The sequence below is a fragment of the Ruegeria profundi genome, from assembly GCF_001507545.1.
Classification (GTDB): domain Bacteria; phylum Pseudomonadota; class Alphaproteobacteria; order Rhodobacterales; family Rhodobacteraceae; genus Ruegeria; species Ruegeria profundi.
In genome coordinates this window covers 236,701-262,479 of the sequence record NZ_LQBP01000002.1, presented here as the reverse complement: position 1 = coordinate 262,479, position 25,779 = coordinate 236,701, and the positions used below count along the sequence as shown (strand labels likewise).

Below are 25,779 nucleotides of genomic sequence, written 5' to 3'. Positions count from 1 at the left end.
ACAAATCGCAGAGACGCCAAGGCTAACGCCGCGGCCTGTCTGCGCGTGATCAAACCACCTCCAAGACATCCCAGAGCCGAAAGGCGCTGTCAAACAGCAGTTTCTATCTGCGTGTCCTTCGCCAGTTGAACGGCTTCAAGCCGCCGTAACTCTTCCAACGCACAACTTTGATCGCCTGTCTTGGCCAAAGCAGTGTTGTAGGCCCGCAGAACGGAACGTGGCCTCCAGGGTAAGGCCGCCTGCGAAACCCAAGACCGCAAGATCGGTGGAAGACGATCGAATTCGCGCATGGGGTTTTCGCGGCGACGTCGTTTACGTAGCTTTGTCTGACCAAGGTTTCGGCCCATCAGTCGGCCTCATCAAGATCAAAAATTGGATCAAGCACCAGAACAAGCCGCGTTTCACCCGTACCGGCGATTGGGGGCGAGCGATGTCGCAGACCCAATGGCGGGTTCTGCGGCCAGAGCGTGCCGCGCATGACCATCGGAGCTCCGGTCGCGACAGTGAATACGCGTTCTGGGTCTTCACCGTCGGTTGGAACACCATATTGCGTGCCGGTACCCCGGTAGGTGCAGATAAGGCGCGCGTGAATGGCGTCGATGTGGAATTTTCGGCAAGCGTTCGTACTGATTACATCCAGCCGAACACGCAGATAAGGTACCCGCATGAAGTCGGCAAAGCGCGTGGCCAGATCAGCGATATCGTGTTCCAGCCATCTGCGTTGGACCGTGTCGTCCATACCAGCGATATCGCAGAGATGCCCGACTGCATCGCGGACTGCGGTGGGTCGCAAAACAAGCCGCCCCTTGGGCAGGTGCATGGGATCAAGCCCGTCAATCCATGTCTGAAACTCTGGAGACAGCTGCCGTCGCCAGATTGTGGCGGCGCACTCCGGCCTCTTGATCTTTGCCAAGCCGTCCGGAGTGTCGGTGACGCCGACACCCGCGGCGGCGCTCTTTATTTCAGTGCGGATAATGCTCACGCGGCATCCTCCACCTTTCGCCATACCGGGAATGGATCGGGTAGATCGGTTGGAAGAGAGTTTGGCCCGGGCGCTGCATCTTCTGACAAAAAGCAGGCGTCTAGCCGCGATTTCAACGTTGGCCAGTCAATCCCAGCGCCGATAAAAACAATCTCTTGCCGCCGGTCGCCCCATGGTTCGATCCAATGCTGTTTGATGTAATCCAGCACCGAGGGGTGGTCCGGCCACCGGGTATCCGGGACGGACGCCCACCACGTACCAATCGGTTGAACACTGGACAAGGCACCGGCCAGAGAGAACTCGGCCACCCATTCAGGGCGTGTTGCAATCCAGAAATGCCCCTTTGCACGGATCACGCCAGGCAATTCGCCGTTAAGCACCGCCAGGATTTTTTCTGGCTCAAACGGCTGACGTGCCCGATAGACATATGATGCAACGCCGTATTCCTCGGTTTCCGGAACATGATCGGCAAAGCCGTAAAGCTCTTTCACCCACATGGGATGCTTATGAGCTTCTTCAAAATCGAACAAACCGGTGTCAAGAATGTCGTCGCTGGCGACTTCTGAGTGGTTTGTTTCAATAATCTTCGCGTCCGCATTCAGGCTGCGTATGATTTTGCGCGCCGCATCCGTGCGCTCGGGTCCTGCGTCGTCGACTTTGTTAAGAACAACCACGTCCGCAAATTCGATCTGATCCGTCAGCAGGTGGACAAGCGTGCGTTCGTCCTCTTCTCCCATGGTTTCGCCACGGTCATGGAGGAAGTCGTGACTTGAGAAATCGTTAAGCAGGTTTACGGCATCCACAACCGTAACCATCGTGTCGAGACGGGCAACGTCCGAAAGGCTTTCACCTGCTTCGTCGCGAAAATCGAAGGTCGCCGCGACGGGCAATGGCTCGGATATGCCAGTGGACTCGATCAGAAGATAGTCGAACCGTCCTTCTGCCGCCAGCCGCCGCACTTCATCCAGTAGGTCGTCACGCAAGGTGCAGCAGATGCAGCCGTTCGACATTTCGACCAGCGTTTCATCGGTGCGGCTCAACTCGGTTTCAGCACGTACCAGATCGGCATCGATATTCACTTCGGACATATCGTTGACGATAACTGCGACACGTCGTCCTTCACGATTATTCAGCACACGGTTCAGCAGAGTGGTTTTGCCGGCCCCAAGAAAGCCGGACAATACGGTGACGGGAAGACGATTATCAGACATCGCTCAGAAACTCTTCTTTCTTGGCGTTGGAAGGTTGATGCGCGCGCAGCATGTCGAGGCTGCGTTGCAAATCGGGTCGGCTGAGGTCACGGGCGATGACGACAATGCGTGATCGACGGTCATCTCCGGTCCAGTTTTTTAGTGGAACGGGCGGGTCAAAAATGTGCTGCACGCCGTGAAAGACGAACGGCACGTCAATGCCCTCAAGAAAGACAATGCCTTTAACGCGCAGAATGTCCGGTCCTTTCAGGGCGATCAGGGTGTCCAGCCAAAGGTCAAAAACTGAATCCTTGATTGGGTCCTCCAGGACGATTGACGCGGAACTGATACGTGCATCGTGAGGCGTCGGCGCAAAAGGTGCTGGCTTTGGCTTGGACAATCCAGAGAGGTTGGCCAGCGGGTCGGTGTTTGGAGTGGCAACCTTCGTGGTCCACGCGATTGCGTCTTGCTGTGCCACACCTTTGCGAAGGCCGCTTAAGCCCCAGAGTTTCTTGGGGTTGAACCGCCCAGCGACCGGCCGTTCAATCCGCGCTGTGGGGTTCAGGCCGCTCAGCCGTTTCGAAAAGGCCACGGCTGCAGCGTCAGAAACCAGATCCGTTTTGCTGAGAAGGATCAGGTCAGCCATGGCAACTTGCGAGACCGCCTCAAACTGCGCGTCCAGGGTCTCGGATCCGTTGGCCGCATCGACAATCGTGACCAGCCCATCCATACGGGTTGTACGCGCCAGTTCCGGGTCGATCAAAAGCGTCTGCAAAATCGGGGCGGGGTCAGCAAGCCCGGTGGTTTCGATGACGATCCGATCAAACTGGACAAGCCCGTCATCACGGCGTTCGACCAGATCAGAAATTGTCCCGGCCAAATCTCCGCGAATTGAACAACAAAGACACCCCGACTGCATCAAAATGACTTTGTCCTCAACGGATGCGATCAGTTCGTGATCCAGCCCTGCCTCACCGAATTCATTGACGATAACCGCGATTTTGCCAGCAGAGCTTTCCGCCAGCACAGTATTCAGCAATGTTGTTTTCCCGGCACCAAGAAAGCCTGTCAGAACTGTGACGGGGATACGCCGGTCTTTGGTGGGTTCGACGCCAGTTGCTGCTTGGGAAATCACTGCTCTCTCCTTAGTTGATAATGTAATATCATAACATTTCAAGGAAAGACAACCTGTCCTGAAACCGGCCTCGGTACTGACTGAGTTCTTTTAAAGTTGAGCCAGTAAATAGAAAATGCAGAAATATAATTTCTCGCTGTGCAAAACCCGGCCGAAAACTGCGTTTCGACCGGGTAGTTTTTAGCCTACAGACACTCAGCCAATGTCTTGGCCAGGTTCCGGATCATTTGGTGGTACAGGGCCGCTCCGGGTTCCAGATCAGACCCAAGAGGGTCTATGACACCTGTGTTTGCCTCGGTACCATCCAGCACAGTGGCAACGATCCCGGGGTCGAACTGCGGTTCGGCCATTACGCAATTGACGCCTTCGTCCTTGATGCGCGCCTGAATCTCTGCAATGCGGGCCGGGCTTGGGTTCGTCGCATCACTCACTGAAATTGCACCCGAGGCCGGGAAATCAAACGCATTCTCAAAATACTGATACGCGTCGTGGAACACTATAAAGCTGCCGCCACGGACGGGTTCGAGTGTCTGTGCCACTTCGGCAGAGAGTGCGACCATTTCTTCGCGCGCAGCAGCGGCATTGGCAAAATAGGTGCCAGCGTTGTCCGGGTCGGCGGCCGATAGCTGTGCCGCAATTACGTTCAGCCAAGTCTCTGCATTTGCTGGCGACAACCAAGCATGGGGGTCATGTTCGCCATGCGCATGACCCTCGTGGCCATGATCGGCATGGTCTTCGTGATCGTCATGTCCGGCGTGTTCTTCGTGCGCATCGTCGGCATGCTCATCGTCATGAGCATGTTCCTCATCATGCCCATGGTCGTCATGCCCTTTTGCTTCAGCATGCTCGTCATGATCGTGATCATCGTGGCCGTGTTCGTCGTCATGTGAATGCGCCGCCTCGTCTGCATGCGCGTCTCCATGGTCGTCGTCATGTCCGTGATCATCTTGATCTCCGTGATCGTGTGCTTCGAACAGGGCGTTTTCCCGGAAGTCCAAAAGAACCGTACCGTCGGCTTCAAGCAGGGTCGTGACAGTCGCGCCTTCGCTGAGCGTTTCCACCGCACCTTCCAGCCACGGGGTCAGGTCCTCGCCGATCCAGAATACCAAATCAGCCTCTTGCAGCGCAGCAGCTTCTGACGGGCGAAGGTTGTGTTCATGCGGGGAAGCACCCGGCGGGACGATCAAGTCTGGTGTACCGACACCTTCCATCACCCGCGCCACAAGCGAGTGAACAGGCGCGATGTCGACCGCTACGTTCGGCACATCCGCCATAGCCGTTCCACCTAGTAATACAGCGGTGATCGATAGTGGGAGAAGCTTTCTGGACATCAGACCCTCTGTGTGATTTTATAACGTTACGAGCGGCATACATGATATGGAATAACATGACAAGTGAGACGCACCCCATTCCGGTCGACGCAACGGCCCCGGTCGGGTTCCACAAACATGACCATGACACTTGCGTCCAGACCGCCCTGGGGGCGGCGGAAGCTCAGTGCAAACAGGATGGTCTCCGCCTGACGCCCGTCCGGCGCAAGGTTCTTGAAATGCTGCTTCAGGAACATAGGGCACTTGGCGCCTACGCCATTCTTGACCGGTTGCGCGATGCAGGATTTGGATCGCAGCCACCGGTTGCTTATCGTGCGCTTGATTTTCTTGTTCAGAATGGGTTCGTCCACAAGATTGAGCGATTGAACGCATTCGTTGCATGCTCACACCCGGGCGCTGAACATTCCCCGGCCTTTATGATTTGCCGAAAGTGTGACGCCGTGGCCGAAGCCAAGTCTGCTCCGGCAAAGGGTATTCTGGGGGCCGCTGCGCGCGCAGTGGGTTTCGAGATTGAGAGAACGGTAGTAGAAGCCGAGGGAATCTGCCCGGACTGCACCGAAAAGGCGTAGAAATGACCCTCATTACTGTTGAAAACCTTAGCGTGTCTTATGGCGCAAACACTGTCTTGCGCCATGTCGACATGGTGATCGAGGCCGGTGAGATCGTCACGATTGTAGGCCCCAACGGTTCGGGAAAGACCAGCCTGCTGCGGGCCATAATCGGAGCGACCAAACCCTCTGCTGGACAGGTGACGCTGAAACCGGGACTGAAAATCGGCTATGTTCCGCAAAAGCTGCATATCGACCCGACGCTGCCGATATCTGTTGAACGGTTCATGCGCCTTACCAATCGCGTTTCGCGAAAGAACTGCGTTGAGGCGCTGAAAACGGCTGGTGTGCCGGACCTGTTAACGCGGCAGATGTCACAATTGTCCGGGGGACAATTCCAACGTGTGCTGTTGGCACGCGCATTGATCAACCGGCCCGACATCTTGCTGTTAGACGAAGCGACACAGGGCCTCGATCAACCGGGGTCCGCAGCCTTTTATCATCAGATCGAAGATGTCAGGCGTAAAACCGGCTGTGCCATTTTGATGATCAGTCATGAACTGCATGTGGTCATGAGCGCATCGGACAGGGTTATTTGCCTCAACGGCCACGTGTGTTGCGAGGGGTCACCGGCAGTCGTGGCCTCGGCCCCGGAATACAGGGCTTTATTCGGTACGGGCACCGGTGGTGCGCTGGCCCTTTATCGCCATGAACACGATCATGAACATGATCACAGTAAAGACTCGCGGGAAGCTGCTGAATAATGCTTGATGATTTTATGACACGCGCCACGCTTGCTGGCATTGGCGTTGCATTTGCCGCAGCGCCCCTTGGATGTTTCGTCGTTTGGCGCCGGATGGCCTATTTTGGCGATGCAACAGCACATGCGGCAATTCTGGGTGTTGCGCTGTCACTGACATTCCAGATGTCGGTCTTTACCGGAGCGCTGGCAGTTGCACTTCTTATGGCGATGACGGTCACGCTGTTGTCTGGGCGCGGCTACGCCATGGACACATTGCTGGGCGTTATGGCGCATTCTGCGCTTGCCTTCGGCCTTGTGGCCGTTTCACTTCTGTCTGGTATTCGTATTGATTTGATGGCATATCTTTTTGGCGACATCCTGGCAGTCTCGCGTTCTGATCTGCTTGTGATCTGGGGTGGCGCCGCGCTGGTCGTGGCCCTGATCATATGGCGATGGTCGCAGCTTTTGACAGCGACGTTGAATGAAGAACTGGCCTATGCCAGCGGCTACGACCCCAAGCGCGAGCAATTGATCCTGACGTTGTCTCTGGCTGTTACCGTCGCAGTGGCGATCAAGGTCGTGGGCGTCCTGTTGATTGCGGCCCTGCTGATCATTCCGGCGGCTGCTGCCCGCAGCTTAGCACGATCGCCCGAGTCGATGGCCTTGATCGCTGCTGCAATCGGCGCGTTTTCCGCCGTAGCCGGGTTACGGGCCGCTTACGTATTCGACACGCCAGCAGGTCCGTCGATTGTCTGTGTTGCGGCGATATTGTTCGCGTGTTTCAGCCTTGTGGGATGGCAGACAAAGCACAAGCTTTAACCCTGCTCACGTGCGCTTGGGTGTGTGGGCTGGCAACGTGTTGCTTGCGCCAATGTCTGTGTAACTCTGGTTGAGCGTAAGATCGGCAGTTCGGCTGTTCTTCAAAACACGTTCAGCGTTGGGCAGGTCATTCCCAAGCGCACGTTGAAGCGCAGCTGCCGGATCAAGCCCGTGATTTATCCACCTTTGTTGCAGCCGGGTTTTCAGCTCATCCAACGTTGGGTTAACAAAAACCGTAACGGCAAACATATCGGCCAAAGTCGACCATGGATCGCTTTGCATCAAAAGGTAGTTGCCTTCTGCAACGACGACGGGTGTGTCAGGGTGAACCGGAATTGCATTGGCAATCGCCAAATCTCTCTGTCGGTCGAACTTGGGAAAAAAACTTTCGTGCCGCGCTACATGAAGGTTTTTGACCGCGTTGCAAAATCCAAACGCATCAAACGTTTCCGGAGCGCCCTTTTTCGCCAACAGGCCCCGCGCTTCAAGCACAGTGTTGTCCAGATGATAGCCGTCCATCGGCACCAAGGTGGCGCAAGGGGTTGCTGACTGTTGTTGAAAATTTAGGGCTTCCACAACGGCCTTAGCCAAGGTCGACTTGCCCGAGGCAGGCGGGCCAGCAATTGCTACAATCGTCCGGCCCCCAACCTGCGTGCGCGTGTTTATCAAGTTACAAACGCGTTCTACGTCTTGTTCGATCACGCCGCGTCCTCTTTCGGAGGCTCTTTGGCGCCGGTCATGAACGCAACTGCATCAGACATCGTGTAGTCCTTCGGGTCGATGGTACACAGCCGTTTCCCCAATCGATGCACATGAATGCGGTCGGCAACTTCGAACACATGCGGCATGTTGTGGCTGATCAGAATGATCGGAATTCCGCGTGCGCGTACATCTTGAATAAGCTCAAGAACTTTTCGGCTTTCCTTGACGCCCAAAGCAGCCGTCGGTTCGTCCATGATGATGAACTTCGTGGCAAAGGCTGCAGCGCGTGCTACCGCAACGCCCTGGCGCTGACCGCCCGACAGCGTTTCAACTGCCTGATTTATTGATTGTACTGTCATCAAGCCAAGCTCGGTCAGCTTTTCCCTTGCGAATTGCTCCATGGCGGGCCGATCAAGCTGACGCAGGTATTTGCCCATCAAGCCCTTTTTGCGGATTTCCCGCCCCATGAACATATTATCCGCAATCGAAAGGGCAGGGGACATTGCCAGCTGCTGATAAACGATCTCGATCCCCATGTTTCTGGCGTCAATCGGAGAGGTGAAGTTGACCTTTTTCCCTTCGATCAGAATCTCGCCCTCATCCGGGATTGTTGCACCGCAAATCGCCTTGACGATTGAAGATTTGCCTGCGCCATTGTCCCCGATGACCGCAAGGATTTCACCCTGGCGCAGCTCGAAATCGGAATGGTCGATGGCGGTGACATGCCCGTATCGCTTGACGATGCCACGGCCCTGGACGATTGGTGTTGTGTCTGACATTAGCCCGAAACCTTTCTGATCCATTGGTCCACTGCCACGGCTGCGATGATAAGAAGCCCGATCAGCAGGTAGGTCCACTGCGCATCCGCCCCCAGCAGTCTGAGCCCAAGAGTAAACACGCCAACGATCAGCGCTCCGAACAGTGTTCCTAAAATGGAACCACGGCCGCCGAACAGGGATATGCCACCTATAACTACAGCAGTGATACTTTCAATATTTGCCAACTGGCCGGATGTTGGCGATACGGATCCGATGCGCCCGATCAAGGCCCAGCCTGCGAAGGCGCAGATTAAACCGGACAGCATATACACAGACATAAGTGTTCCGTGCACGTTTACACCGGACAGTTCCGCAGCCTCGGGGTCGTCGCCGACCGCGTAAACATGTCGCCCCCAAGCTGTATGTTTGAGCGCATAGGCCAAGACAAAGATCAAAACGAGCATGAAAATCACGCCCACTGTAAAGGTCGCGCCGCCGACGCTGAATTTGGTGCCGAAAAACTGCAGGAACGGAGCGTTGGTCTCGATGTCCTGACTACGAATTGTTTCATTCGCGGAATACAGGAAATTCGTTGCCAGAACGATTTGCCACATCCCAAGCGTTACGATGAATGGGGGAAGCTTCACGCGGCTGACGAGCCAACCGTTGACCGCCCCGATCAGCGTACCAACAGCAAGACCGCACATAACGGCTATCGGTACCGGGATACCATAGCGGAAGGTGAACTGCCCCATTATGACAGAAGAAAAAACCATGATCGCGCCGACACTCAGGTCAATTCCGGCTGTCAGGATAACCAGACTTTGCGCTGCGGCTACGATGCCAACGATTTGAACCTGTTGAAGGATCAATGTCATTGCGAAGGGTGAAAAGAACTTCGAGCCAAGGAGCAGGCCGAAAATCACAATCGCCCCCACAAGGACGATGAGCGGAACAAACGATGGATTGACGTGGAGAAGATGCTGAAACTTCCCTAAAATACCGCTCCGATGGTTCTCAAATTCTGCAACAGTTTCTGTTGGACGAGCGGCAGATTCAAATTCCTCGGCGCCTTGGTTTGCGTCAGACATATCTCTCCCTTTCGCGGCCAAACTTGCAGTCACGAAGTTAGTTTACAGGAAGTTTTTGGTTTTTGGTGAAACGATTGGTGAGGCGCACCCGCGCCCCACCTTTTGTTGCGGCCTTAGCCCCAGCAGAGCTCCAGACCTTTCTCGACCGAAATCGAGTCCACACCATCAACGGGCTGATCCGTGATCAGTGCAACGCCGGTGTCATAGAAGTCTTTGCCCGGCGTATTTTCGGGTTTTACGCCTTCGTCGGCCCATTTCTTGACCGCTTCAACACCAAGCGATGCCATCAACAGTGGGTACTGCTGGCTGGTCGCACCGATTACACCCGCCTGTACATTCTGCACCCCAGGGCAACCGCCATCGACCGAGACGATCAGAACGTCATTTTCCCGTCCGATAGACTTCAATGCTTCGTAGGCACCCGCCGCAGCCGGCTCATTGATCGTGTGCACGACGTTGATCGTTGGATCCTTGGCAAGAAGGTTCTCCATGGCGCGCCGCCCGCCTTCTTCGTTGCCGTCGGTCACATCGCTGCCAACGAGACGCTCATCGGTTTCATCACCGATGACATTGGGGTCAGCCAAGTCAACGCCGAAGCCGTCCAGAAAGCCTTGATTACGCAGAACGTCCACAGTTGGCTGGCTGACATTCAGATCAAGCGTCGCAATCTTTGCGTCGGCGGCAGCATCACCCATTTTCGCCTTGGCCCATTGTCCGATCAGCAGGCCGGCTTTGTAATTGTCTGTCGCGAAGGTTGCGTCAGCCGCATCAATCGGGCTGAGCGGGGTATCCAAAGCGATAACCAAAAGGCCTGCATCCCTCGCCTGTTGAACAGCTGGAACGATCGAACTTGTGTCAGATGCCGTCAGCAGAATTCCTTTTGCGCCATCAAGGATGCAGGTTTCAATGGCTTGAACCTGTGTTTCATGATCGCCGTCAATTTTTCCGGCAAAGGCCTTCAGCGTCATTCCAAGTTCTTCGGCTTTAGCCGTGGCGCCTTCCTTCATTTTTACGAAGAATGGGTTGGTGTCCGTCTTCGTGATCAGGCAGACAGTTTCGCCGGCGGCTTGCGCGGATGCAGCAGCCATGGTCAGCGCAACAGCGGACGCGCCAATCTTCAGTAGATGTTTCATCATTTCCTCCCGGTTTTAATTTCTGCCCAGCCCTGATTGCGGACCGGACCCACCTGCATCTTACAATGCAGACACTTGTTTGAACAAAAATCGATTCTACCACCGCTGTCAATAAATAAATAAAGTTTATTTATTAATTCAATCGAGTATCTTTTCATAGCGAAAAGAGGTGTTTATGTTTAACCCAATGGAGAAAGAAGCGCTGAAAATGCTGACTGGCGGTGTCAGTCAAAGTGGGGTTCGCGACCACAATGAGCGCTTGATTTTGACTGTTTTACAACGCCATGGGCCTGCAGCCGGGGCGGATGTGGCACGGTTGACAGGACTTTCTCCTCAGACCGTTTCAATCATTTTTCGCAAGCTCGAAAAAGATGAGATTCTCAAGCGCGGGACGCCACTGCGCGGTAGGGTTGGCAAACCATCGGTTCCTATGGAGCTGAACCCCGAAGGTATCCTTTCGGTCGGAATGAAGATCGGCCGGCGCAGTGCTGATCTTCTTTTGATCGATTTCACGGGCAAGCCACGTCGGCAGCTTTCCACAACCTATGACTATCCTCTGCCAGAAGCCGTTTTTGGATTCCTGAAATCAGGGCTGGACACACTTCTGGCCCCTGAATCGCAAAAGCTGCGCGATCGTGTTTGCGGCATCGGAATCGGAACACCTTTTGAACTTTGGAAATGGCACGATCTTTCGGGCCTTGCGGCAGAGAAATTCAGATCCTGGAAGAATGTGAATTTCTTCACCGAGGTCGCCAAGTTCAGTGACCTTCCGGTTTTTGTGGTCAACGATGCCACGGCGGCATGTCACGCTGAACATCTCTATGGGCGAGGGGCAGAGTACCGTGACTATTTTTATTTTTTCATCGGTTCGATGATTGGCGGAGGTGTCGCATTGAACGGCACTGTTTTCGAAGGCAACCAAGGTAACGCTGGAGCCTTGGGTGCAATGCGCACCACGGGTCCTTTGGGCGAAAGCCAGCAACTGATTGATGTCGCCTCTTTATTCCTACTGGAAGACAGGTTGATCGAGGCAGGCGTTGACCGGGGTATTCTGTGGCGAAAACCGCAGGATTGGAGCAGCATTTCCCGCTATGTCGAACCGTGGATTGGCACAACGGCGCAGGAGCTTGCCAAGGCTGCCTTGTCAATTTGCGCCGTCATCGATTTTGAGGCCATATTTATAGACGGCGCATTCCCGTCTGAGGTGCGCGAGGAACTGGTCGCGCGCGTGCGCCGCTATCTTGCCAATCAGGACAAGCGCGGATTGATCCCTCCGGTCGTTGAGGCGGGTGCAGTTGGGCAAAACGCGCGCGGTATCGGCGCAGCGAGCAGTCCCATTTTCAGACAGTTTCTGCTGAACACCAATGCCGGGCTATGCCGAATGTAAGTCGCACGTCATGACGCTGCGGAACCGGAGTAACGCTGCTTGTACCTCAGGGTTTCAGCGCGAAAAACTTATTCGCTTATTCGAGATTTTCCCGACTGCGTCGCGCAGAAATGTGGCAAGGATTGTGTCGCTGATTCGCGTCAAGGTGGTTGGCCGCATGGCAGGCGGGACATAACGCAACCGGAGTTTCAGTGGCCTCGCCAGTTTCATAATCAAAGCAGTATTCCTGCCCGCAGATTTCAAGAATTTCTCCTTGTTGCGCCAATTCCACAGCGGTTACCCCACAGTGATCACAACAGCCTTCTGAAAGGGCGGCCTTCAGATCCGGCAGGTCAACTTTTCTTTGGTAATTGCATTCAAGTGTTTTCATTCTTTACCCAATCACACTACTTGCTTGTACTACTACACATAAGCTGTGCAACAAATTAGACAAATTTTTGGAAAAGCTGCGATAATCCAGACCTGTGGATCGAACAACAGCATACATATGCCCGTTGTGCCGAAACTCAGTTCGGCGCGGACAGACAAGCTTTGATGGGTGGGATATCTTGCGGATCAATCCTTTCCAATTGTGCGCATCATCTGCCGAAAGTAAAATTTAGGCGCTATGCGGTTCATTACACTGGACAGCGTGGCGATGCGCCCAACAGGTATGAAGTCTCGTTGCTTTCGAATGCCGTCAAGAATAATGCGTGCCGCATCCTTTGGTTCCATATAGTCAACGCCGTCGGTCGCGGATCCCGGTCGAACAAAGCCTTTTTCAGCCGCTTGAGGCCGACCAATATTGGTCGCAACAAAAGAAGGGGCTGCAATGGTCACATGAACACCGTGGGCCATTTCCTCTGCCCGGAGGGATTTGAAAAACCCCTCAAGCGCGTGTTTGCTGGCAGCATAGGCCGTTCGATGGAGCAAAGGGGCAAACCCAGCGACAGAAGACACTGCCAAATGCGTGCCTTTCGACAACCGGATCGGAAGTAGAAAGTGTTTTGCGCATTCTACTGCCGCAAAGTAATTGATTTCGAACAGGTCACGATGCGTTTTCATGTCACTGTCAGCGAAGGCCGAAATATGTGAAACACCGGCATTGTAAATGACCAGATCAATAGATGGTCTGTTGCGTACTATGTCCTCGCATGTCGCAGCACATTGATCCGGCTGGGTCAGATCGCAGGCATAAACGCTGGTATTTTTCCCGTTGGCCAACTTATCGAGCTCGGGCCCGGCGAGGTCGATCAGCACAGTGTGCCATCCTTGCTCACACAGCGCGGCCGATAGCGCCTGCCCCAATCCGCCAGCACCCCCGGTTATGACTGCTGTCTTTTTCATTGTGCGTGCTCCCACCAACGTTGGAATGCCTCGGAGCTTGAAAGCTTGGGGTGATAGCCGAAGCGGGATTTAAGGGCGGTGTTGTCCAGCACTGGCCGATACAGCAAAAAGCGCACCTGTTCTGGGCCGTATCGCGTCAGACCCAAGGGTCGGGCGAGCTTCAGGGCAATTTTGACCAATCCAGGCGGCAGCCATCGAACGCGTTTGCCCATCGCAGCTGCGATCTGTGATACAGTCAGCGCGCCGTCACCTGAGACGTTGTAAATACCTGCCGGTCCGTCAATAGCAGCGCGAACCAGTATCTGTGCAAGGTCTTGATCCCAGATGAACACAAAAGGGCTGTCTGAACCCATCAGGCCAAGCAGTCTTGGTTTGTGGAACAGGGCCGTGATCTGGTTCTCGATCTTCTCACCAAGCACTGTGCCCACGCGTAGAACAACTTGTTCCAAGTCCGGGGCGGTTTCCCTGGCCTCTGCCAACATCTCCTCGACCAATCGCTTGTGCCATGAATAGGCAAACTCCTTATTGCCCCGCAGGGCGTCGGTCTCGGACAAAGGAACCGGATTATCGGGGTGATAGCCATATGCCGCGCCAGACGACGTTACGACAAATCGCTGTACTCCGCCTGCAATCGCAGCGCCAAGGACATTGCGCGTACCCTCTACGTCAACTAGATACTCCAAATCCCGCGTTGAGATGGGGCCGGGTGTTACGATCGAAGCCAGATGCACGACTGTATCGGGGCGCTCTGCCAAGATCACGCTCTGTGGGTCGTCGCTGGTCACGTCCAGTTTCGCAAAGCGCGTGTTTGACGGCAGATTTGAAGGTTCGCGGATATCTGTTGCGATCACCTCAAGGTCGGTGCGCTGGCCCAAAAGTTGAAGAAGCGCCGTTCCCACGGCTCCGGCTGCGCCTGTGATCAGTATTCTGGTCATTCTTGTATTTCCCGACGTGCAAAGAAACTTGCCAGCGCAATGCCCGAAATGGCGTGCCAGATGCCCCATAACGCCGCCGCGACGGCCATTCGGCCCAACCCGCCGAAGAAGGCAAAGATCAGGATCAGCCCAAGGCCCGAGTTTTGTATCCCCGTTTCCATTGTGACGGACCGGCGATCCCGATCGGGCAGACCGGCCAGAGTTGCGGTCACGTACCCGCCAAGAAATGCGAGCGCGTTGTGAAGAACGACCAATCCGATAATGGCCCCGGCAAACTGAAGAAAGTTGCCCCAATTCGCAGCCAGCGCGAGCACGATGAACGCGACGAATATGCCCATCGAAAGCCATTGCATAGGTCTGCGAATGCGATCAGCAAAAGGCGTGTAGCGTGCATTTACGACCATTCCTACAATCAGCGGCAAGATCAGCATGAACCCGACCGTAATCGCCACTGCGACCGGGTCGATTTCTGTTCGCCGAAGGATGTCCCGCGTGGGGCCGTAAAGATTGCCCCAAAAGGCAATATTTGCCGGTGTGACGATAATGGCGGCAACCGTGGCACAAGCTGTCATCGAAACTGACAGGGCGACGTTGCCCTTTGCGCGGTGCGTCATGAAGTTTGAAATGTTCCCACCAGGGCATGCTGCTACGAGAATAAGGCCCATCGCAACCGAGGGTATGGGCTTGAGCGCAACAATCATTGCAAACGTCAGCGCAGGAAGAACCAGAAATTGGGACAAAAGCCCAACGATTAAAGGTTTGGGCCCGCGCAAGACACGCCGGAAATCGTCAATGCGCAGATCCAAGGCAATCGAAAACATGACGATTGCAAGGATGGCATTTAACACTCTGAGGTTTCCGGCGTCGAAGTTCAGCGCGACTTCATCAATCCCGCTCATCCTTTGGCTGCCTTCAAAGCAGCGATCTGGTCAGTGACTTGCTTCCTGTACGTCGCCTTGTCGACGTAATACGCCATGCGGGGAAGATCGATGTAGTGCATGCCGCCAGTCGCTCTCTTGTAGCCTTTCGACTTAGCGTCACGGATTGAATTGGCCGCCGCATTGCCAGTACGTAATCCGGCTATGTATCGGGCGACCATTTCGGCCTGTTCATGGCGGCCCTGCCACCCCAGACCCGTAGCCTCGATCATGCCAAGCACAAACAGATCATCTCGGTCAGGGTGCATGCAGTTGAGGTAAAGATGCGGTGCGTCGCCCTTCCAATTCAGCAGCTCTTTGTCAATGAAAGGGTAGTGCAGCTTGTATCCTGTGGCGGCTAGGATCATGTCATAGTCGGCCAAGCTGCCATCTTGGAAGTGAACAGTGTTCCCGTCTAGTCGCGCAACGTCCGGGCGTACTTGCAGGTCTCCGTGCCCGGCATGAAACAGGATCAGCGAATTGACCACAGGGTGCGACTCATAGAGCGCATAGTCCGGTTTCGGAAAACCGTATTTCTGCGGATCGCCTACGAACCATTTGAGGATTAGCCCGTCGATCTTTCGTTTCAGCCACATCGGCAGGCGGATTTTCCCGCCCATCGTGTCGGCGGGAACACCAAACACATATTTTGGCACGAAGTAATAGCCCCGTCGCATAGACAGGTCGCACGACACCCCGTGATGGATTGCATCCACGGCGATGTCACACCCGGAATTTCCCGCACCGATGACAAGCACACGCTTGCCTGTGAACTGGGTCGGATACCGATATTCCGACGCGTGGATAAGCTCACCTGAAAATTGGCCTTCGAACGCTGGCATGTTCGGCTCTGACAAGGTGCCGTTTGCGATCAGAAGTCCTGCAAATGTTTGGGTGTGCTGCGCACCTGTCTTGTCGCGCCAGGTTATCTCCCAGCCACCGTCTTGTAGCGGCTTGGTGTTCAGAACTTCGGCACCAAAGAGAAAATGCCGATACAAGTCGAACGCGTTGGCAAAGTCTTGAAAGTATGACTTCATTTCTCGGTGTGAGGGATATTCCGCCGTCTCGTCCCGCATCGGGAAGTCTGCAAACTCGGTCATCCGCTTCGAGGAAATGAGATGGGCGGTCTCGTACATCGTGGACCGCGGCGCGTCGATGTTCCACAGCCCCCCCACATCATCCGCCAATTCAAACCCTTGAAATGGCACGCCCTGTTCGATCAGTGTTTTTGCCATGGCCAGACCCATAGGCCCGGCACCTATCAGTGCAAAACACTCTTGTGGGCGGGCCTTCACCGTGATCGGTTGGCCCGCTCCTACCTGCCCCTGCTCCATACGTCTCTCCTCCTGCGGCACTGTTTATCTTGAACGAACGTTCGAAATAAGGCAATCTAGTTGTTGAAATGGCTCAACATGCTGTAACAGAACGAAAAAGAGCACCGTCGCAGCGATCCATCGCTGCGCGAGAGCGAATCCTTGACGCCGCAGAACAGGTTTTTGCCGAGCGGGGATTCGACGGCGCCTCAATCCGGGACATCGCCGAACGGGCAAGGGTTCAGAAGGCCAACGTGAATTTTCACGGCGGGCCAAAAGAGGAATTGTTCGAACGCATCGTTGCGCGACGCGCTTCGGTGTTGGCGCAGGAACGTATTGACGCAATCAGGCTTTTGGAAGCGCAGGGCGAGTGGAGCGTTGGTGATCTCTTGTCCGCTTTCATGCTGCCGCTCGTAACGCGCGCTTTTGGCAAAGACCCCCAATGGCTGGCCTATGCGCGTATCGTGGCAATCATCTCGGCTGACACGCGTTGTCGTTCATTGGCCGCGGCGCATTTCGACCCCGTCGCCACGCTGGTTGTGCAAAAACTGTGTGAGAAGCACCCAGAGGCTGATCCGGTACGGGTTGCCGGGGCGTTGGTCTTCGCCGTGTCTTCGATGCTGGCGCTGTGTACGTCGGACTGGCGGATTTCGGTGCTTGGTGGGTCCGATAACCAGCCCGACGCTGATGGCTTGATCCAAAACCTTTTACGCTTTTGCGAGGCTGGGGTCGTAAGCAGTTTAACTTAGCCCGAGTGTTTAAAATCACTCAACGCTCGGGCAAACGCCGCGACTATTGGCTTTCAAACGCCGCGATCAGTTCCTTCGCCAACGGGAGCGGAGAGTAGCCTAGCTTCGACGGCGTCAATCCAAGCCTGACAACCACCATGTCGTACGAGGGGAAAATCCCGATTGATTGTCCGTCATGACCTTGTAGCCAGACAGCGTCCTCAAATGGTGGCAGATCACCGGGAGCTTCGATCCAAAGATGCCCCTTGCCGTACTTTCCGTCTGACTCGGCCACAGGTTCAAACATCCAGTTCGTAAAACCTTTGGGCAAGATTTGCTGACCCTGCCAAACGCCCTGCTGCAATAAAAACTGACCGAAACGCGCCCAATCCCGTGCGGCAGCATACATATAGCTTGAGCCAACGAAGATATCGGTGGCGTCCGTCTCCAACACAACCGATGTCATGCCCAAAGGCTCGAATAGCGCCTCTTTTGGATAGCTCAAACCGCCATCGTTCAACTTGTCCTGCCAGACACGCGACAGAATTGTTGATGTGCCAGACGAATAGTTGAAAACACGTCCGGTTTCGCTTTCCGCCGGACGCTCCGACGCAAAACCCGCCTGATCGTCTTTTAAGTAGAGCATCCTCGTAACGTCCGAGACATCGCCATAGTCTTCGTTCCACTCCAGCCCGCTCGACATCGCCAACATATCTGCGACGGTGATGTCGCCGCGCCCGTCTTGTGCCCAATCCGGAAAGCTTTCGACCAGGCTTTCGCCCAGGCTCATTTCACCCGACTGAACCAGCGTCCCGATCAAACTGGCGGTCACTGTTTTTGTCATCGACCATCCAAGCAAAGGTGTCGTCTCATCAAAGCCCTGTGCATAGCGTTCCCCGACAATCCGGCCGTTTCGCACAACGACAATCGCGCGGTAGCCTTCTCCTAAAAGGGCTTCATCTGAAAGTGCTTCGGCAATCCGTGGGTTTTCGAACAGTTCGACATCATTGCCCAGGGGCCAAATCCCGTCTGGCAAATCAGGTGAGGCGGCCAGCGTTTGATTGCTTAGCCCGGCTGAATGCACGTTCGTGCACCCAAGACCTTCGCGGTATTGCGAAATGGCAGGTGCAAAGATCTTGAATAACCGTGCTTCAACGATTTGCGCCTCACGGTCAACGTCGATAGAAATCTGTTTCAGCAAGGGGTGCCCCGGTGCCTGAACGTCAACGGATAGCACCTCATCCGGTTCGCGTCCGGCGATGAATACGTTGGAACAAACAATCTTTGCCGAATAGTTCGTTCCAACCCGCAAAAGATCCGGCGGAAAAAGCAGCAGGTAGCCCGCCAAAACCACGGCGATACCCACAAAACCGCCACTGAAAATCCCTATCGCTTTTCCAAACATAACGTCCCCCGGCCGATCGCACCGGCCCAGCCCCGGCTTTAACTTTGAGACTATCTAAAATACAGGAACCGTTGGCATACCACCGTTCCGTTACGTAGCTTCGGCGATATGTCTGAGGGTTGCGAAAACACCGCCAGCGGGGTTCGGGGTCGTCTTGCCCGAACCTCACTTCAGTCATTTCCTCTTCCCTACCGATTGGGTTTCAGGATCAGCGGCACCCACAAAGGATCGTATCCAGACAACGCGACGTGCGTATAGATTCCGAGAAATCGTTTGGACTGGAAGCGCCAGTTGCGATGGCGTTCGTGACCGCTTGGATCATCGGTTGGTGCACATGCGGCGGCAGATCCGCCTCGATCCGGCGCGTACCGTCCGCTGAAGTCAACAGAACCGGTTCGGAGTCGAACACCGAAAACGCAAGTGATCCGGCCTCGCCTTCTATATGGATGCGGTCAGCGTGGGCGTGTTTGTGGTATACCCATTCACCGGTGCCTGTCACACCCGTTTCTGTCTGAAATGAGGCTGTCACTTCGTCGGGTACATCAAACTGCCCTGAGATGTTTTTCGCGATACCTCTGCATTCGGTAAGATGCCCCAGCAAAAACTGGGTAAGGTCAATCGCATGGCTCCCCATGTCCATGAATATTCCACCGTCACCTGCGCCCGGTGCATGACGCCACCCGACTTCTTCTTCGCTCGGCGGGGCTTTTGCATGCATGATTTTGAAGGACTTGGGTTGTCCGATGGCCCCTGTATCAAGCAAGTCCTTGATCTTCAGAAATCTTGGCAGCGCCCGTCGGTAGAATGCGCAAAACAGGCGTACTCTGCGTTCGGCGCAGTACTCTCCCATGCGCTCGGCATCGGCAAGGCGGTTGGCAAGCGGCTTTTCAACGAGGATCGGCTTACCTGCCTGTGCTGCAAGTTCCGTGAGCGCAAGGTGCGTGTCTGGCGGAGTTGCGATGTAAATTGCATCCACATTGGGTGAGAATGCAAGCGTCTCGGCATCGCCCGTCCACTCGGGAACCCCGTGACGGTTTGCGTAGTCCGCCGCAAGATCGCGATTGCGCCGCATAACCACCGTGAGCGCCGTATTTGAGGCCTTTTGAAATCCCGGGCCGCTTTTAACCTCGGTTACGTCTCCGCATCCAATGATGCCCCATCTGATACGATCCATCACACAGCCTCACTTTCTTCTGACATTGCGGGCATGGCGGCACGCGGGATGATTGCCCCCTTGTGCAAAATAACGACCGAAGCCAACTCATGCCCCAGCTCAATCGCTTCGGAAACGGGTTTGCCGGTAAGTCTTGCGGCGATATAGCCTGCGTTAAAGCTGTCACCTGCGCCGGTAGTGTCGACGGGTCTCTCATTGCGCAGCATGGGAACTTTCAGGGTGCCGTCAGGGTCACGGTGATAGACAGGACCACCGCCGGTTTTCAGAAGAATTTCTGTTGCACCGAGGGACGAAAGTACTTCCAAACCCGCCTCTGGTGTATCTGCGCCCCAAAGCGCTGCAACATCGTCGAAAGAAGGAAGAACCGTCGAGGCAAGCTTAATGAAACGCGCAATAGTCTCGCGCGCGACACTGGCGGAGTTCCAAAGCTGCGGTCTATAGTTGAGATCCAACCAAATGTCCGCGCCGCGTGCACGGGCCCGTTTCATGGCGTTATACAGCCGCTCGCGACCTGCCGGTTCGATTATGGCAAGCGTCACAGCAGACACAAAAAGCCCTTCAGCCTTGTCCAGTGCAAGGTCCTCTCCATCATCAAGGGCGAACATCTGTCTGGCCGGGCTTTGGCTGCGCCAATAGGTGAACGAACGCTCTCCGGTCGCGTCGCATTCTATCATGCTAATACCTGGCGCGCCGGTCTCTGACTGACGAAGCAAGCCGCAACCGACGCCATTTTGGGACAGCGTCTCAATAATCCAACGGGACTGCGTGTCTTTGCCGAGCCGTGTCATGTACGAGACAGCACCGGGCCCAATCAGCCGCGCGAGATAGACGGCGGTGTTCAAAGTATCCCCGCCCAAGCCTCGGCGATAAATATCTGCGTCTGCGTCAGACTGGGTGAATTCGATGAGGGGTTCCCCAATGGCGATCACTGTCTTCATGACAGCACCTCAAGAGGCGTAACAAGCGGCCGGTCGTGGAAAAACGCCGCCAGATTGTCAATAACCAGCCGTCCCATTGCAAGCCGCGCGTCAATGGTCGCAGATGCCAGATGCGGCGTTAGAACAACATTTGGCATTTTCAAAAGGTCGGGGCGCGGGTTTGGTTCATTCTGGAACACATCAAGCGCAGCGCCAGCAATGCCACCAGTGTTCAGCGCGGCGATCAGATCTTCTTCGTTCACGACACTGCCGCGCGCGACATTAACCAGAAGGCCGTTTGGACCCAGTGCCGCCAGAACCTTTTGGTCGACAAGCCCGTCCGTTCCGGAACCGCCAGCTGCGGCAATCACCAATATATCGCTATCTTGCGCCAGCGCGGCAGGGCTGGATCGAAAGGCATCCTCTTCCCCCTCAACCGCCTGAAGATCGGTGTACAAAATGTCCATCCCTATGGCCCGTGCCAGTTCAGCGATGCGCCGACCGATACGGCCATAGCCCAGCACACCCAAGGTGCGCCCACGGATGCTGTAGCCAAGACCCAGTTTCCCCTTGGCCCAGGCCCCTGTCCGGACATGGCGGTCGCCTTCCGCGATGCGCCGGGTTGCAGCAAGGATCAGCGCAATCGCCTGCTCGGCCACGGCGTCGGTCAGCACACCGGGTGTCGTGGTTATTGCGATACCCCGATCCCGTGCCTGGGCAAGGTCAATCTTGTCCACACCTACTCCATAAACCGCAATCATGCGCAGCGAGGGGAATTGCGCCATAACCTCGCCCGGCAACCCGATGTCACCTTTGGTTGCAACTGCGGTGATTTTTTCGGGCATTGCCAAGGCCTCGGCCTCGTCACGCGTATCAAAGCGCGCGCGGATTTCATCCGTGATCTGAGGCGGCTGCAATGGTGAGCGGAGCATTAACATTAGCGCAGTCCAATCATTTCAGGTGCAATCCAACGGGGAAGGCCCAGCGTGATCTCGGGGAAAACGATGATCGCAAGTAAAACAACCAGCATGCCGGTCAGGTACACCAATGTCGGCCCCATTGATTTAAGCAGGGCGATACCCCCGATCTTGGAAGCGATCATCAGGCACAGGCCGTACGGTGGCGTAATCAGCCCGAAGCCCAGAGCCATGACACCAACGATGCCAAAATGGACCGGGTGAATCCCGGCAGACAGGGCAAGTGGTAGAAACAGCGGTGCCAAGATTGCCATGGCAGGCAAGCTGTCCATGAAGGTTCCAATCAGCAACATGACAAGCGCCATGACGATCAAAAGAACCGTTGGGTTGCCGATCTCAATGCCACCCATCAGCATCGGGGGGATTTGATAGAAGGAAATCAGGTAGCCGAAGACCGACGCTCCGACCAAGCTGAAAAGCGAGAGCGACGCCAGCCGTACCGTTGCACTGGATGCTTCCAAAACCTTACGCCCGTTTAAGGTGCGGTACACGACAAAGCCCAGGAACAACGCATAGAGAACCGCGATGACGGCAGCCTCGGTCGGGGTGAATATACCGATCCGGATACCTCCGATGATGATAACCGGGATAGCCGCAGCAAGCAGGCCATCGCGCGCCGACGACAGAACCTCGCGCATGGGTGCTGGTTCGTGAACCGGGACGTCGTATTTGCCGACAAACCAGTAATTCACGGCAAATTGCGATAGCCCAAGCAAGAGACCGGGCACAATTCCAGCCAGGAACAACCCGCCGATCGACGTGTTGGTCAACGCGCCCCAGACGATCATGTTGATTGAGGGCGGTATGATAATTCCGATCACCGAAGAAGCGGCCGTTACCGCAACGGCAAATGGGGTGGGGTATCCTTCGCGTTTCATCGACGGAATAAGGATCGCGCCAACCCCGGCACTGTCCGCGGTGGACGAGCCCGAGACCCCCGCAAACATGATCGAAACAGCGACATTCACATTCGCAAGCGCACCCTTGAACCTGCCAAAAATGTTCAGGGCAAAGCGGATGAGCTTGTCGGTAACTTCGGCCTTGTTGATCAGGTTTCCGGCCAAAAGAAAAATTGGAACGGCCAGAAGGACAAAGCTGTCCATGCCGTTGTACATCCGTTGAAACACGACCCAGGCGGTGACGCGATCATCCAGGAACACCATGGACATCGCGGCAAGCACAAGGCTGAAGGCAATCGGAATACCAAGCGTGATGTATAGAAACAGCAGGCCAAAAAGCAGCCATGGAAAGATGAAGTAGAAGTCAGGACCCAACATCTCAGCGATCCTCTGATTGAGTGTCAACGGCAATGCTGGGGACTGTATCGCTTTCCTGTAACGCCACTTCTTCTGTTGGCGACGCGTTCAGCTCATGCTCCATCGCGTCCAATCCTTTGGTCACAAGCGTCAGTAGTCTTTGAAGCGAGAACAAAGCCATAAGAACGCCGGATGCGAAAAAGCAGACATAGACCCAAAACATCGGAAGCTGTGCCGCAGTAGACCGACGCCGCCAGCCGGTTTCGGCGAATTCCCAGCCGGACCAGATGAAAAAGACCGCAATGATGACAAGTACGACTTCACGTGAATACCGCGTGAACCTGTCAATCCGCGAATTCTTTGGGAAAGCATCCAGCACAAAGTGGTCGAAGTGATAAACACCAAGCGCCGTGCCCAACATGATCGCCCATTGGAAAGAAAAGCGCGAAAACTCTTCGGTCCAATAGATCGTAGGCAGGACTGGCAGGTTGCGACTGACGACTTGATAGAGAATGAGGCTTAGAAACAGTCCCAGCAGGCCGAGCAGAACCCACTCCAAGACTTTTTCCAGCCGTTTGTTAAAGGCGTCGAGACCACGAAGCATGACGCACCCTCCTTGTCATCTGCATGTGCAGACGTCCGCGAAGTTTCGATGTTGTGAAAAGTGGGCCAACCCACATCTGGGGCTGGCCCGAAAGATCAGGGCGACTTAGCTGCCGCTTGCGTCGTCAGCCGCGCTTGCCTGAATCCGATCATAAAGTTCCGCCAGCCCCATGCGTCCGGCTACGTCGAGCACTGCGGGGCGAACCATCTCCTGCATTTTTTCGCGATCCATTTTGTACAGGATTGCGCCTTCGGCTTTCAAAAGCTCCATGGCTTCGGCATCCTGGCGAAGCTGAACCTCGCGGGCGAGGGCGGACGCTTCGGCACCTGCACGCAGGACGACGTCGCGCTGTTCATCGGTCATACGGTCCCAGGTTGCACCCGAGAATGTAACCAGGCGCACAGTGATGTCATGTTCGGACAACCCGATATGCGGTGCAACTTCGTGGAACCGCATCCGGTGAATCCACTCGGCTTCGTTCAACAGCCCGTCGATCGAGCCCAGTTGAAGACCTGTGTAGATTTCTTTCCAGGCAAAGTTGGTCGGACGGGTGCCCAAAGCACTCCAGGACGCAATTAGCGGGTCGGTCGGGTTGGTCCGCAGTTTCATATCAGCCAGGTCTTCAAGCGACTCGAGCGGACGGTTGGACACGACCTGCCGCTTACCGCCACCGAAATACCCGATGACCTGAACGCTGCTTTCCTCTTTCAAAATGTCGGCAATGTCGCGGCCAACTTCACCCGAAAGAACGGATTGCCAATGGGCTTCGTCCTTGTAAAGGAACGGAAACGTAAAGATATTCGCTGTTGGTGCGAAATCCGTTATGTTTCCTGGGTTGATGACCGAGACATCAAGCGCACCTGCCATTTGTTGTTCAAACATCTGGCTTTCACCACCCAGAACGCCGTTTGGGAAGATCTGGACCTCGATGGCGCCATCCGAATACTCTTCGGCCAGCCGCTTAAACTCCAGCGCACCGGCCTGGTATGCCGTGTCTTCGGCACCAAGATGGCCAAATCGCAGCGTGAGGTCGGCCGCGCTGGCGCTGCCAGCGGCAAAGGCCAGTGTCGCGCTCGCAACGAGCATTGAGAGTTTCTTGGATAATTTCACAGTGGGTCCTCCCTACTTGTGGATTGGCGTTATTGCCTAAGCGAAAGTGCGGTGTGTCGGTCTGGATCAGGTCTCGCCTGTTCCCTCAATGTCTCTGGAGGCAAGCGTCGCGCCGCAGGACTCTCGGATGATCAGCCGTGTGGGCACGATGATCCTTTCATTCGACATTGTGGGGCCTTCGATGCGACGCAACAGAAGCCGCCCGGCCTCACGCCCGATATCACGCGCATGTGTTTCGACAGTCGTGAGGGCGGGGTATGCTTCGGCACCGGCATTAATGTTGTCAAAGCCTGTCACTGCAATGTCGCGCCCGGGTACAAGGCCCGCTGCACGCACAGCAGCCATTGCGCCAAGTGCGACACGGTCGTTGAAACATGCGATGGCCGTGGGTGGGTTCTCGGAACTCAACAACTTGGCCGCGCCGTCGCGCCCTCCGCTACTGTCGCTTGCCGTTTTCACGATCAGATCCGAAGGCAGTTGAGCACGGTCGAGCGCGGCCTTGAAGCCTTTGATGCGCTGGCGCGTGGCCGAGTGATCAAGGTTTCCGCCAAGGAATGCGATACGCTTGTGGCCAAGTCGGATCAGGTGAGCGCACAATGTCTCGATGCCGGTTTGGTAGTCCGCGCTGACGAAGTCACCCTTGGTGTCAGAAACAGAACGCAGCATCTGAATGACAGGTATGCCCCAGTCGTGCATCGTTTCAAGAAGGTCGCTGCGTGTTCCCGGGGCCGGACACAGGATCAGCCCATCAACCGATTGCTCACGCATCCTGACAAGTAATTCTTTTTGACGCTCTGCGTCTTCGCGGGTGTTCAGAAGAAACGAGATTTTACGCGCTTCGCCGATTATCTCGTCGACACCACAAACGAGCTCACCGAAGAAGCTGTTGGACAACGTCCCAATCACGACCCCAACGGTATTTGATTGACCAGTGCGCAGACGCGCTGCGCCCCTGTCGTAGACATAGCCCAGTTCCTGCGCTACCGCTTCGACCCGCTGTTTTGTCGCCTGAGAGACGCCCGAGCCGCCACGTAACGCCATCGAGACCGCAGCAGTCGATATGCCGAGGCGCTGAGCGATGTCGCCAAGCTTTATCCGTCGGGCAGGGTCTGAGGTGGACTTCATCGGTTAAACTGTTTGCCTTCATCATAGGCGACCTGCGCCGGGAAAGTTTTGGTGAATTAACTTAAACGATTAATGTTGTCAATCACAGGCCCTAAAACAGTTTGACCAATGGTGAGTTGAGGGGAATGGTCCTGCAATCCCAGCAACGTTATTATATTTAAATCAGAAGGTTGC

Annotated in this window: 27 protein-coding genes; 5 read left to right on the top strand and 22 right to left on the bottom strand. The window is 55.4% G+C overall.

Translation table 11 applies throughout. From position 1 onward, the window contains the following. Window positions 1–89: 89 nt before the first annotated feature. The 5 genes from AVO44_RS04720 to AVO44_RS04700 form a co-directional block, all read right to left on the bottom strand. The gene (locus AVO44_RS04720) at window positions 90–347 is read right to left on the bottom strand and encodes a DUF6525 family protein (RefSeq protein ID WP_068333316.1); all 258 of its coding nucleotides are present in this window, start codon (window positions 345–347) and stop codon (window positions 90–92) included. Beyond that, window positions 347–982, bottom strand: coding sequence for a DUF1826 domain-containing protein (locus tag AVO44_RS04715; protein ID WP_068333313.1), 636 nt, complete (start codon window positions 980–982; stop codon window positions 347–349). Before AVO44_RS04715 ends, AVO44_RS04720 begins: the two co-directional genes overlap by 1 nt. After that, window positions 979–2,193, bottom strand: a complete 1,215-nt coding sequence (locus AVO44_RS04710) for a GTP-binding protein (protein ID WP_068333310.1) — start codon at window positions 2,191–2,193, stop codon at window positions 979–981. The genes AVO44_RS04715 and AVO44_RS04710 overlap by 4 nt, the downstream gene beginning before the upstream one ends. After that, a complete protein-coding gene (locus tag AVO44_RS04705) occupies window positions 2,186–3,307 on the bottom strand; it encodes a CobW family GTP-binding protein (protein WP_233421923.1) in 1,122 nt (373 codons plus the stop codon). The genes AVO44_RS04710 and AVO44_RS04705 overlap by 8 nt, the downstream gene beginning before the upstream one ends. 185 nt (window positions 3,308–3,492) lie before the next feature. Beyond that, window positions 3,493–4,638 carry a zinc ABC transporter substrate-binding protein gene (locus tag AVO44_RS04700; RefSeq protein WP_068333307.1) on the bottom strand — a complete coding sequence of 382 codons (1,146 nt, stop codon included), beginning with the start codon at window positions 4,636–4,638 and terminating at the stop codon, window positions 3,493–3,495. 56 nt (window positions 4,639–4,694) lie between these two features. On the opposite strand from AVO44_RS04700, the gene AVO44_RS04695 reads away from it, so the two are divergent. Genes AVO44_RS04695 through AVO44_RS04685 form a run of 3 tightly spaced genes read left to right on the top strand, consistent with a single transcriptional unit; the run spans window position 4,695 to window position 6,747 of the window. Further along, window positions 4,695–5,207, top strand: coding sequence for a Fur family transcriptional regulator (locus tag AVO44_RS04695; protein WP_068333304.1), 513 nt, complete (start codon window positions 4,695–4,697; stop codon window positions 5,205–5,207). A gap of 2 nt (window positions 5,208–5,209) precedes the next feature. Then, window positions 5,210–5,950, top strand: coding sequence for a metal ABC transporter ATP-binding protein (locus AVO44_RS04690; protein ID WP_068333301.1), 741 nt, complete (start codon window positions 5,210–5,212; stop codon window positions 5,948–5,950). Further along, window positions 5,950–6,747, top strand: coding sequence for an iron chelate uptake ABC transporter family permease subunit (locus AVO44_RS04685; RefSeq protein ID WP_068333298.1), 798 nt, complete (start codon window positions 5,950–5,952; stop codon window positions 6,745–6,747). Before AVO44_RS04690 ends, AVO44_RS04685 begins: the two co-directional genes overlap by 1 nt. Window positions 6,748–6,753: 6 nt before the next feature. Here the strand turns inward: AVO44_RS04685 and AVO44_RS04680 are convergent, their stop codons facing one another. The 4 genes from AVO44_RS04680 to AVO44_RS04665 form a co-directional block, all read right to left on the bottom strand. Next, on the bottom strand, window positions 6,754–7,449 hold the full coding sequence (locus AVO44_RS04680; RefSeq protein WP_068333295.1) for a nucleoside/nucleotide kinase family protein: 696 nt from the start codon (window positions 7,447–7,449) through the stop codon (window positions 6,754–6,756). Further along, a complete protein-coding gene (locus tag AVO44_RS04675; protein WP_233421922.1) occupies window positions 7,446–8,228 on the bottom strand; it encodes an ATP-binding cassette domain-containing protein in 783 nt (260 codons plus the stop codon). The genes AVO44_RS04680 and AVO44_RS04675 overlap by 4 nt, the downstream gene beginning before the upstream one ends. Next, entirely contained in the window at window positions 8,228–9,298 is a 1,071-nt protein-coding gene (locus AVO44_RS04670) for an ABC transporter permease (RefSeq protein WP_068333289.1), read from the bottom strand. The genes AVO44_RS04675 and AVO44_RS04670 overlap by 1 nt, the downstream gene beginning before the upstream one ends. A gap of 113 nt (window positions 9,299–9,411) precedes the next feature. After that, entirely contained in the window at window positions 9,412–10,431 is a 1,020-nt protein-coding gene (locus AVO44_RS04665) for a sugar ABC transporter substrate-binding protein (protein WP_205626523.1), read from the bottom strand. Window positions 10,432–10,618: 187 nt separating this feature from the next. Here AVO44_RS04665 and AVO44_RS04660 point away from each other — a divergent pair, with 187 nt between their 5' ends. Beyond that, the gene (locus AVO44_RS04660; RefSeq protein WP_068333283.1) at window positions 10,619–11,818 is read left to right on the top strand and encodes an ROK family transcriptional regulator; all 1,200 of its coding nucleotides are present in this window, start codon (window positions 10,619–10,621) and stop codon (window positions 11,816–11,818) included. A gap of 76 nt (window positions 11,819–11,894) precedes the next feature. On the opposite strand, the gene AVO44_RS04655 is transcribed toward AVO44_RS04660, so the two are convergent. The 5 genes from AVO44_RS04655 to AVO44_RS04635 form a co-directional block, all read right to left on the bottom strand. Then, a complete protein-coding gene (locus tag AVO44_RS04655) occupies window positions 11,895–12,188 on the bottom strand; it encodes a hypothetical protein (protein ID WP_068333281.1) in 294 nt (97 codons plus the stop codon). A gap of 185 nt (window positions 12,189–12,373) precedes the next feature. Further along, window positions 12,374–13,144 (bottom strand): SDR family NAD(P)-dependent oxidoreductase, encoded by a 771-nt coding sequence (locus AVO44_RS04650; protein ID WP_068333278.1) that lies wholly within the window; start codon window positions 13,142–13,144, stop codon window positions 12,374–12,376. Further along, window positions 13,141–14,079: an SDR family oxidoreductase gene (locus tag AVO44_RS04645; RefSeq protein ID WP_068333275.1), complete on the bottom strand. Its 939-nt coding sequence runs from the start codon at window positions 14,077–14,079 to the stop codon at window positions 13,141–13,143. Before AVO44_RS04645 ends, AVO44_RS04650 begins: the two co-directional genes overlap by 4 nt. Beyond that, a complete protein-coding gene (locus AVO44_RS04640) occupies window positions 14,076–14,978 on the bottom strand; it encodes a bile acid:sodium symporter family protein (RefSeq protein ID WP_068333272.1) in 903 nt (300 codons plus the stop codon). The genes AVO44_RS04645 and AVO44_RS04640 overlap by 4 nt, the downstream gene beginning before the upstream one ends. Next, complete coding sequence (locus tag AVO44_RS04635; RefSeq protein WP_068333269.1) at window positions 14,975–16,330, bottom strand: flavin-containing monooxygenase; 1,356 nt, start codon at window positions 16,328–16,330, stop codon at window positions 14,975–14,977. Before AVO44_RS04635 ends, AVO44_RS04640 begins: the two co-directional genes overlap by 4 nt. Window positions 16,331–16,398: 68 nt before the next feature. On the opposite strand from AVO44_RS04635, the gene AVO44_RS04630 reads away from it, so the two are divergent. After that, window positions 16,399–17,058 carry a TetR/AcrR family transcriptional regulator gene (locus AVO44_RS04630; RefSeq protein WP_068333266.1) on the top strand — a complete coding sequence of 220 codons (660 nt, stop codon included), beginning with the start codon at window positions 16,399–16,401 and terminating at the stop codon, window positions 17,056–17,058. Between the two features lie 43 nt (window positions 17,059–17,101). Here the strand turns inward: AVO44_RS04630 and AVO44_RS04625 are convergent, their stop codons facing one another. The 8 genes from AVO44_RS04625 to AVO44_RS04590 all read right to left on the bottom strand — a co-directional run bounded on the left by AVO44_RS04625 (window position 17,102) and on the right by AVO44_RS04590 (window position 25,605). Further along, entirely contained in the window at window positions 17,102–18,442 is a 1,341-nt protein-coding gene (locus AVO44_RS04625; protein ID WP_068333263.1) for a serine hydrolase domain-containing protein, read from the bottom strand. Window positions 18,443–18,650: 208 nt separating this feature from the next. After that, a complete protein-coding gene (locus tag AVO44_RS04620) occupies window positions 18,651–19,616 on the bottom strand; it encodes a Gfo/Idh/MocA family protein (protein ID WP_068333260.1) in 966 nt (321 codons plus the stop codon). Further along, window positions 19,616–20,554, bottom strand: coding sequence for a sugar kinase (locus tag AVO44_RS04615; protein WP_068333257.1), 939 nt, complete (start codon window positions 20,552–20,554; stop codon window positions 19,616–19,618). Before AVO44_RS04615 ends, AVO44_RS04620 begins: the two co-directional genes overlap by 1 nt. Beyond that, window positions 20,551–21,465, bottom strand: a complete 915-nt coding sequence (locus AVO44_RS04610; RefSeq protein ID WP_233421920.1) for a 2-hydroxyacid dehydrogenase — start codon at window positions 21,463–21,465, stop codon at window positions 20,551–20,553. Before AVO44_RS04610 ends, AVO44_RS04615 begins: the two co-directional genes overlap by 4 nt. Before the next feature lie 5 nt (window positions 21,466–21,470). Beyond that, the gene (locus AVO44_RS04605; RefSeq protein WP_068333251.1) at window positions 21,471–22,787 is read right to left on the bottom strand and encodes a TRAP transporter large permease; all 1,317 of its coding nucleotides are present in this window, start codon (window positions 22,785–22,787) and stop codon (window positions 21,471–21,473) included. 1 nt (window position 22,788) lies between these two features. Next, a complete protein-coding gene (locus AVO44_RS04600) occupies window positions 22,789–23,370 on the bottom strand; it encodes a TRAP transporter small permease (protein WP_068333248.1) in 582 nt (193 codons plus the stop codon). Between the two features lie 105 nt (window positions 23,371–23,475). After that, entirely contained in the window at window positions 23,476–24,456 is a 981-nt protein-coding gene (locus AVO44_RS04595) for a TRAP transporter substrate-binding protein (RefSeq protein ID WP_068333245.1), read from the bottom strand. Between the two features lie 90 nt (window positions 24,457–24,546). Continuing rightward, complete coding sequence (locus tag AVO44_RS04590) at window positions 24,547–25,605, bottom strand: LacI family DNA-binding transcriptional regulator (RefSeq protein WP_068333243.1); 1,059 nt, start codon at window positions 25,603–25,605, stop codon at window positions 24,547–24,549. Window positions 25,606–25,779: the final 174 nt, after the last annotated feature.

What these genes read in the sequence shown, in the direction of transcription:
- AVO44_RS04720 (WP_068333316.1), bottom strand. Translation starts at nt 347, where the DNA reads ATGGGCCGAAACCTTGGTCAGACAAAGCTACGTAAACGACGTCGCCGC.
- AVO44_RS04710 (WP_068333310.1), bottom strand. Translation starts at nt 2,193, where the DNA reads ATGTCTGATAATCGTCTTCCCGTCACCGTATTGTCCGGCTTTCTTGGG.
- AVO44_RS04700 (WP_068333307.1), bottom strand. Translation starts at nt 4,638, where the DNA reads ATGTCCAGAAAGCTTCTCCCACTATCGATCACCGCTGTATTACTAGGT.
- AVO44_RS04695 (WP_068333304.1), top strand. Translation starts at nt 4,695, where the DNA reads ATGACAAGTGAGACGCACCCCATTCCGGTCGACGCAACGGCCCCGGTC.
- AVO44_RS04690 (WP_068333301.1), top strand. Translation starts at nt 5,210, where the DNA reads ATGACCCTCATTACTGTTGAAAACCTTAGCGTGTCTTATGGCGCAAAC.
- AVO44_RS04685 (WP_068333298.1), top strand. Translation starts at nt 5,950, where the DNA reads ATGCTTGATGATTTTATGACACGCGCCACGCTTGCTGGCATTGGCGTT.
- AVO44_RS04675 (WP_233421922.1), bottom strand. Translation starts at nt 8,228, where the DNA reads ATGTCAGACACAACACCAATCGTCCAGGGCCGTGGCATCGTCAAGCGA.
- AVO44_RS04670 (WP_068333289.1), bottom strand. Translation starts at nt 9,298, where the DNA reads ATGTCTGACGCAAACCAAGGCGCCGAGGAATTTGAATCTGCCGCTCGT.
- AVO44_RS04665 (WP_205626523.1), bottom strand. Translation starts at nt 10,431, where the DNA reads ATGAAACATCTACTGAAGATTGGCGCGTCCGCTGTTGCGCTGACCATG.
- AVO44_RS04660 (WP_068333283.1), top strand. Translation starts at nt 10,619, where the DNA reads ATGGAGAAAGAAGCGCTGAAAATGCTGACTGGCGGTGTCAGTCAAAGT.
- AVO44_RS04655 (WP_068333281.1), bottom strand. Translation starts at nt 12,188, where the DNA reads ATGAAAACACTTGAATGCAATTACCAAAGAAAAGTTGACCTGCCGGAT.
- AVO44_RS04650 (WP_068333278.1), bottom strand. Translation starts at nt 13,144, where the DNA reads ATGAAAAAGACAGCAGTCATAACCGGGGGTGCTGGCGGATTGGGGCAG.
- AVO44_RS04645 (WP_068333275.1), bottom strand. Translation starts at nt 14,079, where the DNA reads ATGACCAGAATACTGATCACAGGCGCAGCCGGAGCCGTGGGAACGGCG.
- AVO44_RS04640 (WP_068333272.1), bottom strand. Translation starts at nt 14,978, where the DNA reads ATGAGCGGGATTGATGAAGTCGCGCTGAACTTCGACGCCGGAAACCTC.
- AVO44_RS04635 (WP_068333269.1), bottom strand. Translation starts at nt 16,330, where the DNA reads ATGGAGCAGGGGCAGGTAGGAGCGGGCCAACCGATCACGGTGAAGGCC.
- AVO44_RS04630 (WP_068333266.1), top strand. Translation starts at nt 16,399, where the DNA reads ATGGCTCAACATGCTGTAACAGAACGAAAAAGAGCACCGTCGCAGCGA.
- AVO44_RS04625 (WP_068333263.1), bottom strand. Translation starts at nt 18,442, where the DNA reads ATGTTTGGAAAAGCGATAGGGATTTTCAGTGGCGGTTTTGTGGGTATC.
- AVO44_RS04620 (WP_068333260.1), bottom strand. Translation starts at nt 19,616, where the DNA reads ATGGATCGTATCAGATGGGGCATCATTGGATGCGGAGACGTAACCGAG.
- AVO44_RS04615 (WP_068333257.1), bottom strand. Translation starts at nt 20,554, where the DNA reads ATGAAGACAGTGATCGCCATTGGGGAACCCCTCATCGAATTCACCCAG.
- AVO44_RS04610 (WP_233421920.1), bottom strand. Translation starts at nt 21,465, where the DNA reads ATGCTCCGCTCACCATTGCAGCCGCCTCAGATCACGGATGAAATCCGC.
- AVO44_RS04605 (WP_068333251.1), bottom strand. Translation starts at nt 22,787, where the DNA reads ATGTTGGGTCCTGACTTCTACTTCATCTTTCCATGGCTGCTTTTTGGC.
- AVO44_RS04600 (WP_068333248.1), bottom strand. Translation starts at nt 23,370, where the DNA reads ATGCTTCGTGGTCTCGACGCCTTTAACAAACGGCTGGAAAAAGTCTTG.
- AVO44_RS04595 (WP_068333245.1), bottom strand. Translation starts at nt 24,456, where the DNA reads ATGCTCGTTGCGAGCGCGACACTGGCCTTTGCCGCTGGCAGCGCCAGC.
- AVO44_RS04590 (WP_068333243.1), bottom strand. Translation starts at nt 25,605, where the DNA reads ATGAAGTCCACCTCAGACCCTGCCCGACGGATAAAGCTTGGCGACATC.